This is a genomic window from Vibrio bivalvicida (assembly GCF_001399455.2).
Classification (GTDB): domain Bacteria; phylum Pseudomonadota; class Gammaproteobacteria; order Enterobacterales; family Vibrionaceae; genus Vibrio; species Vibrio bivalvicida.
Genome location: NZ_LLEI02000036.1, coordinates 20,499 through 27,914, shown reverse-complemented (window position 1 = coordinate 27,914; position 7,416 = coordinate 20,499). Strand labels below are relative to the sequence as shown.

Below are 7,416 nucleotides of genomic sequence, written 5' to 3'. Positions count from 1 at the left end.
AGCGAGAAGCGAGAAGCGAGAAGCGAGAAGCGAGAAGCGAGAAGCGAGAAGCGAGAAATTCTTGGAGGGTTGGTACTTAGTATCAACCCTTTTATTTCGATAGGTTAATTCTGTCATCCTCAAGAACGAAGGATGAGTGAGTTGGGGATCTCTTATAGCGATTCACGAGCGGATGGAGATTCCCTACTCGCATCTCGAAGGACGAAGTCCGTTCCCAGTAACCACCCTTTCATATCATATAACTATTTAATCCTTTTCTCGTTTTTTAACCTATCCTAATCTCTACCCTACAAACTAATTCACTAGAACTGCGTCTATTTGAAACACGGCTTTTAATTAGACTGAAACAGAGATGAAGGATCACACCATGAGCAAAATCTACGAAGACAACTCTCAAACTATTGGTAACACACCTCTTGTACGTCTAAACAAAGTAAGTAACGGAAAAGTACTCGCTAAGGTAGAAGCACGTAACCCTAGCTTCAGCGTTAAATGTCGTATCGGTGCCAATATGATTTGGGAAGCGGAGAAAGCTGGCACTCTTAAGCCGGGCGTAGAGCTTGTAGAACCGACAAGTGGTAACACAGGTGTGGCACTTGCTTTTGTTGCAGCGGCACGTGGTTATAAACTAACGCTTACAATGCCTGAGTCAATGAGCCTTGAGCGCCGTAAACTTCTTAAAGCACTAGGAGCAAACCTAGAGCTAACAGAAGCGGCGAAAGGTATGAATGGGGCAATTGCAAAAGCCGAAGAAATTGCTGCAGCCAACCCAGACAAATACCTATTGCTACAACAGTTCAATAACCCTGCTAACCCACAGATTCACGAAAAAACTACAGGTCCTGAGATTTGGGATGCAACAGACGGTGAAGTTGATGTATTCGTAGCTGGTGTGGGAACGGGCGGTACTATCACAGGTACAAGCCGTTACATCAAAGGTGAAAAAGGTAAAAACATTGTATCAGTTGCGGTAGAACCCGCTGAATCGCCAGTCATTGCACAAGCGCTAGCAGGTGATGAAATTAAACCTGCACCACACAAAATCCAAGGTATCGGTGCTGGATTTATCCCAGGTAACCTTGATTTAGAGCTTGTCGACCGCGTAGAAGCGGTAACTTCTGAAGAAGCGATTGCAATGGCTCGTCGCCTAATGGAAGAAGAAGGCATCCTAGCCGGAATTTCATCAGGTGCAGCAGTTGTAGCTGCCAATCGACTAGCGGAACTACCTGAATTTGCAGGAAAAACAATTGTTACGGTTCTTCCTAGCTCAGGTGAACGCTACCTAAGTACAGCCCTATTTGCGGGCATCTTTACCGAGAAAGAGAACCAACAGTAATATGTGGTCAAATCAAATTTTCGTCTAAAAAAGCCCCGTTCAGGGGCTTTTTTGTTGATCCCTGCCTCACCTTTGGTAATATCGGGGCTGTTTTATTTCTAGCATCAAAATAAAAGGCTAGATGAGAATTTCTATCAATGGCGAACAACAGCAAAGACTGACGGCGCGATTGTTAAATTTACAACCAGTATCAGTTCTGACACGAAATGAACGTTCTGCACCTAGCAGAAGACTATAATTACGGTTAAGCTAAATCTGGTTAAGAAACTATCAAAATATAAATCAATTGGGGTATATAACATGTACGAGAAGCAAGTTGAAATCACTGCAGAAAATGGCCTTCACACTCGTCCAGCTGCACAGTTCGTTAAAGAAGCTAAAGCATTCGACGCGGACATCACTGTGACTTCTAACGGTAAAAGCGCTAGCGCAAAGAGCCTTTTCAAGCTACAAACTCTTGGCCTAGTTAAAGGTACAGTAGTTTCTATCTCAGCTGAGGGCCCACAAGCTCAACAAGCTGTTGACCACCTAGTTGCTCTAATGGATCAACTACACTAATCCGGTCTCCTATTTTCAAAGCCATTTTGTGAAAACAAAATGGCTTTGTTGGAAATAGGCCCAAATATAAGCTACAACTATTCGTTAGCGCACTCATTATTCTCCCGTTTTAAAAGTTGACCAATTTAAGGTAAGGCTATGATTTCAGGCATCCTAGCATCTCCTGGTATTGCTATCGGTAAAGCACTACTACTTCAAGAAGATGAAATTGTCCTAAACACACACACTATTTCTGATGATCAAGTAGAAGCAGAAGTTGCACGTTTCTTCGACGCGCGTAACAAATCATCTGCTCAACTAGAAACTGTCAAACAGAAAGCACTTGAAACCTTCGGTGAAGAAAAAGAAGCGATCTTTGAAGGTCACATCATGCTTCTTGAAGACGAAGAGCTAGAGGAAGAAATCCTAGCGCTAATCAAAAACGATAAGATGCACGCTGATAACGCTATTCACACTGTTATCGAAGAACAAGCATCTGCTCTAGAGTCTCTAGACGACGAATATCTAAAAGAACGTGCAACAGATATCCGTGATATCGGTACACGTTTTGTTAAAAATGCACTAGGTATCAACATCGTTTCGCTTAGCGACATTGATGAAGAAGTTATCCTAGTTGCGTACGACCTGACACCATCTGAAACAGCACAGATCAACCTAGACTACGTTCTTGGTTTTGCTTGTGACATCGGTGGTCGTACATCTCACACCTCTATCATGGCTCGCTCACTTGAGCTTCCAGCTATCGTGGGTACTAACGACATCACTAAACAAGTTAAGAATGGCGATATGCTAATTCTTGACGCGATGAACAACAAAGTCGTTGTTAACCCATCTGAAGGTGAGCTAGCAGAAGCTAAGGCTGTTAAAGCAGCATTTATCGCTGAAAAAGAAGAGCTAGCTAAGCTTAAAGATCTACACGCAGAAACCACTGACGGCCACCGCGTCGAAGTTTGCGGTAACATCGGTACAGTGAAAGACTGTGACGGTATCATCCGCAACGGTGGTGAAGGTGTGGGTCTGTACCGTACTGAATTCCTATTTATGGACCGCGATGCTCTACCAACTGAAGAAGAGCAATACCAAGCGTACAAAGAAGTTGCAGAAGCAATGAACGGCGAGTCTGTTATCATCCGTACTATGGACATCGGTGGTGATAAAGATCTTCCATACATGGATCTACCACAAGAGATGAACCCGTTCCTAGGCTGGCGCGCAGTACGTATCAGTTTAGACCGTCGCGAAATTCTTCGTGACCAGCTACGTGGTATTCTACGTGCATCTGCACACGGTAAGCTACGTATCATGTTCCCTATGATTATCTCTGTAGAAGAAATTCGTGAGCTTAAGAAAGCAATCGAAGAGTACAAAGCGGAGCTTCGCGCTGAAGGCCACGCTTTCGATGAAGAAATCGAAATTGGTGTAATGGTAGAAACTCCAGCGGCAGCGGCTATCGCGCACCACCTAGCGAAGGAAGTTGCTTTCTTCTCTATTGGTACTAACGACCTAACTCAGTACACGCTAGCAGTAGACCGTGGTAACGAGATGATCTCTCATCTATACAACCCTCTATCACCAGCAGTACTGACCGTCATCAAGCAAGTTATCGACGCGTCTCACGCTGAAGGTAAATGGACGGGAATGTGTGGTGAGCTAGCAGGCGACGAGCGAGCTACTCTACTTCTACTAGGCATGGGACTAGATGAGTTCTCTATGAGCGGCATCTCAATCCCGAAAGTGAAAAAAGTCATCCGTAACTCTAACTTCGCTGAAGTAAAAGCGATGGCTGAAGAAGCGCTTTCACTACCAACGGCTGCAGAAATTGAAGCGGTTGTAGAAAAATTCATCGCAGAGAAAACTCAATAATCAGCTAATTCCAATGAGATAGGCGGCAAAAACTGTCGTCTATTTTCTGAGATTGGTATACTATAATTCGACAGAATTAAATAAAACGTTAGGAGCATGACACAATGGGTCTGTTTGACAAACTTAAGAAGCTAGTATCTGACGACAGCGCAGAAGCAGGCGCAATCGAAATTATCGCGCCTCTATCTGGTGAAATCGTAAATATCGAAGACGTGCCAGATGTTGTTTTCGCTGAGAAAATTGTTGGTGACGGTATCGCTATCAAGCCTGCTGGCAACAAGATGGTAGCTCCTGTAAACGGTACTATCGGTAAGATTTTCGAAACTAATCACGCATTCTCTATCGAGTCTGACGATGGTGTTGAACTCTTCGTTCACTTCGGTATCGACACTGTTGAACTAAAAGGCGAAGGCTTCAAGCGCATCGCTGAAGAAGGTCAATCTGTTAAAGCTGGCGACACTATCATCGAGTTCGACCTAACTCTACTAGAAGAGAAAGCAAAGTCTACTCTTACTCCTGTTGTTATCTCTAACATGGACGAAATCAAAGAGCTAAACAAGCTTGCTGGTTCTGTAACTGTTGGTGAAACACCAGTACTACGCGTGACTAAGTAATTTCTACTTAGCATTGTGTAAAAAACGCAGCCAATGGCTGCGTTTTTTGTTTTTCAAGCTAGGCTACTTCAAACCCAAGGCATATTTAAGTACCTGAGTTTTCAAACCACCGCTATTTTCAGCAATTTTCAACGCCGCATTACGCATCAGTTTTAGTGGGCCAATATCGTTGCTAAAACCTTTATAGAAAATATCCATTCCCGACTGCATTAATAAATTATCTGGTCGACGTTTACGCTCATAGTGTTTCAGTACAGGCTCATCAAGTGATGTCTGACCTTGACTAGCCGCAAGCAAAACTTCTACATCTTTAAAGCCTAGATTCACGCCTTGTCCGGCTAAGGGATTAATAGTGTGGGCCGAATCGCCAACCAGAACACACTTCTTGCTGGAATACGCTTGAGCATGACGACGCGTAAGAGGGAATGAATCAAACTGAAGCACTTTAATGTCGCCCAGTTCAGCAGGAAAATGGATTAATACTTCTTGCCTGAGCTGATCTGGGGTCATCGCACAAAGTTGCTTAATACGCTTAGGACTGTCGTACCATACTAACGAACCCTGCCCTGTGCCTTCAGATTGAGAATCTAATGAAGCTAAAGGCAGAAATGAACGAGGTCCACTTGGTGTAAACTGTTGCCAAGTAATATCTTGCTGAGGAAGCTCGGTCTGGACATTGATCAGCATGCAGTGCTGCCTGTAATCCCAAGCAGTAATACCGATGCCGGCTAACTCGCGTACTTTTGAATTTGCCCCGTCAGCCCCTACCACCAGCTCGGCCTCAAAGTTTTCTCCAGAATCTAAAACCACTCGGTTTACATCATCAAACTCGATGACTTTCAATTTGTCAGGACAGTAGAAACTAATGCTTTCAAACTGTTCCAATTGTTGCCACAAACCAAGTTGAATCAGTCGATTTTCAACGATATAACCAAGTTGTTGCATTTCTAAAGCATCAGAATGGAAGCGAGTGCGGCACTCAGGGTACTCCCAAGTCTCTAAGCGGCGATATGGACAAACGCGCATCTGCTTAATCTTGTCCCAAGCGCCGAGACTGTCGAGTAATGCTACTGAATGCTCAGAGATTGCTGAGACCCGAATATCCATTGTCTGCTCTGGAGAAAAAGCTATCGGCGCATAGCCCTCAACAATAGCTACTTTCCTACCCTGCTTAGCAAACCCAATAGCAGTAGCCGCACCGACCATACCGCCACCAATCACTGCAACATCAAACTTGGTCATAATTTACACTTCAATTGATTGATTCATTGACTGTTTTTTATTGTACGTTTTCATTACTTAAATGTAACCAAAAACCTCAAGTACTCTATGGGCAAATCCCTTGCTTAATAACGCTTTGAATAGATTGTACAGCAACACTAGTCAGTCGGTTTTTAAAGCAGTACAATACGCCGCTCTCTGCTATGTGAGCAGAAAATCAGGTCATCACACATTACATTCTATCGATGACCTTAAGTAACACTGGGCGATTTGCTCCCTTAATTTAAACTAACGATCGAGCGAACATAATGAGTAAGAAACTGCTAATTAAAACCTGGGGCTGCCAGATGAACGAATACGATTCATCTAAAATGGCCGATCTACTGAACGCAGCTAACGGCTACGAGCTAACAGAAGATCCAAAAGAGGCAGATGTACTACTTCTTAATACCTGCTCTATCCGTGAAAAAGCACAAGAGAAGGTATTCCACCAGCTTGGTCGTTGGAAAACACTAAAAGATAAGAAAGAAGGTGTTGTTATTGGTGTAGGTGGCTGTGTTGCAACCCAAGAAGGCGACCACATTCGTGAACGCGCACCTTTTGTTGACGTTATCTTTGGCCCACAAACATTGCACCGTCTACCTGAGATGATCAAGCAGTCTCAGTCAGACGAAGCGCCAGTGATGGATATTTCTTTCCCTGAGATTGAAAAGTTTGACCGTTTACCTGAGCCGCGCGCTGAAGGTGCAACTGCATTCGTTTCAATTATGGAAGGTTGTTCTAAGTACTGTACATACTGCGTTGTTCCGTACACTCGCGGTGAAGAAGTTAGCCGCCCGATGGATGATGTGCTATTCGAAATCGCACAGCTTGCTGATCAAGGCGTGCGTGAAGTAAACCTGCTAGGTCAAAACGTAAACGCATACCGTGGTCCAACACACGAAGGTGATATCTGTTCTTTTGCAGAACTGCTTCGTCTTGTTGCTTCTATCGATGGTATCGACCGTATTCGCTTTACCACAAGCCACCCATTAGAGTTCACTGACGACATCATCGCAGTATATGAAGATACCCCAGAGCTAGTAAGCTTCCTGCACCTACCAGTACAAAGTGGTAGTGACCGTATCCTAACTATGATGAAGCGCCCTCATACAGCAATCGAATACAAGTCGATCATTCGTAAGCTACGTAAAGCTCGTCCTGATATTCAAATCAGTTCTGACTTCATTGTTGGCTTCCCTGGTGAATCAACAAAAGATCACCAAGACACTATGAAGCTAATCAAAGACGTTGATTTCGATATGAGCTTCAGCTTTATCTTCTCTCCTCGTCCAGGTACTCCAGCAGCGGACTACCCATGTGACGTACCAGAGCAAGAGAAGAAAGAACGTCTATACGAACTGCAACAAACAGTCAATGCTCAAGCAATGCGTTACTCACGTCTAATGCTAGATACCGAGCAGCGCGTTCTTGTTGAAGGCCCATCGAAAAAGAATCTGATGGAGCTTCGCGCACGTACAGAAAACAACCGCGTGGTGAACTTTGAAGGCAGTGCAGACCTAATCGGTCAGTTCGTTGATGTGAAGATCACTGACGTATTTGCTAACTCTTTACGTGGTGAACTGGTTCGCACCGAAAAAGACATGGACCTTCGCACAGTTATCTCTCCAACTCAGATGATGGCTAAAACTAAGCGCGAAGATGAGCTAGGTGTAGCAACCTTTACGCCTTAAGCTTGAAAATCGCTGTATAAGTTACCATCTTAGAGATAGGTAACGATCGCCATTAGAAGCCCGGTCTAAATCGGGCTTTTTTAGAATGGCA

At 44.1% G+C, this 7,416-nt stretch carries 6 protein-coding genes; 5 read left to right on the top strand and 1 reads right to left on the bottom strand.

All coding sequences use genetic code 11. The annotated features are described in order from the left end of the window. The first annotated feature begins 367 nt into the window (after positions 1-367). From cysK to crr, 4 genes are all read left to right on the top strand, one after another. Positions 368-1,336 carry a cysteine synthase A gene (gene cysK / locus APB76_RS13805; RefSeq protein WP_054963255.1) on the top strand — a complete coding sequence of 323 codons (969 nt, stop codon included), beginning with the start codon at positions 368-370 and terminating at the stop codon, positions 1,334-1,336. Positions 1,337-1,636: 300 nt separating this feature from the next. Further along, on the top strand, positions 1,637-1,894 hold the full coding sequence (locus APB76_RS13800) for an HPr family phosphocarrier protein (protein WP_004415108.1): 258 nt from the start codon (positions 1,637-1,639) through the stop codon (positions 1,892-1,894). Between the two features lie 138 nt (positions 1,895-2,032). Continuing rightward, complete coding sequence (gene ptsI, locus APB76_RS13795; protein WP_049845440.1) at positions 2,033-3,757, top strand: phosphoenolpyruvate-protein phosphotransferase PtsI; 1,725 nt, start codon at positions 2,033-2,035, stop codon at positions 3,755-3,757. Positions 3,758-3,861: 104 nt separating this feature from the next. Then, positions 3,862-4,371 (top strand): PTS glucose transporter subunit IIA, encoded by a 510-nt coding sequence (gene crr, locus APB76_RS13790; protein ID WP_054963254.1) that lies wholly within the window; start codon positions 3,862-3,864, stop codon positions 4,369-4,371. 63 nt (positions 4,372-4,434) lie between these two features. On the opposite strand, the gene APB76_RS13785 is transcribed toward crr, so the two are convergent. Then, positions 4,435-5,613 carry a 2-octaprenyl-3-methyl-6-methoxy-1,4-benzoquinol hydroxylase gene (locus APB76_RS13785; protein ID WP_054963253.1) on the bottom strand — a complete coding sequence of 393 codons (1,179 nt, stop codon included), beginning with the start codon at positions 5,611-5,613 and terminating at the stop codon, positions 4,435-4,437. Positions 5,614-5,900: 287 nt separating this feature from the next. Between APB76_RS13785 and miaB the strand changes: the two genes are divergently transcribed. Further along, positions 5,901-7,325 carry a tRNA (N6-isopentenyl adenosine(37)-C2)-methylthiotransferase MiaB gene (gene miaB, locus APB76_RS13780; RefSeq protein WP_054963252.1) on the top strand — a complete coding sequence of 475 codons (1,425 nt, stop codon included), beginning with the start codon at positions 5,901-5,903 and terminating at the stop codon, positions 7,323-7,325. Positions 7,326-7,416 lie beyond the last annotated feature (91 nt).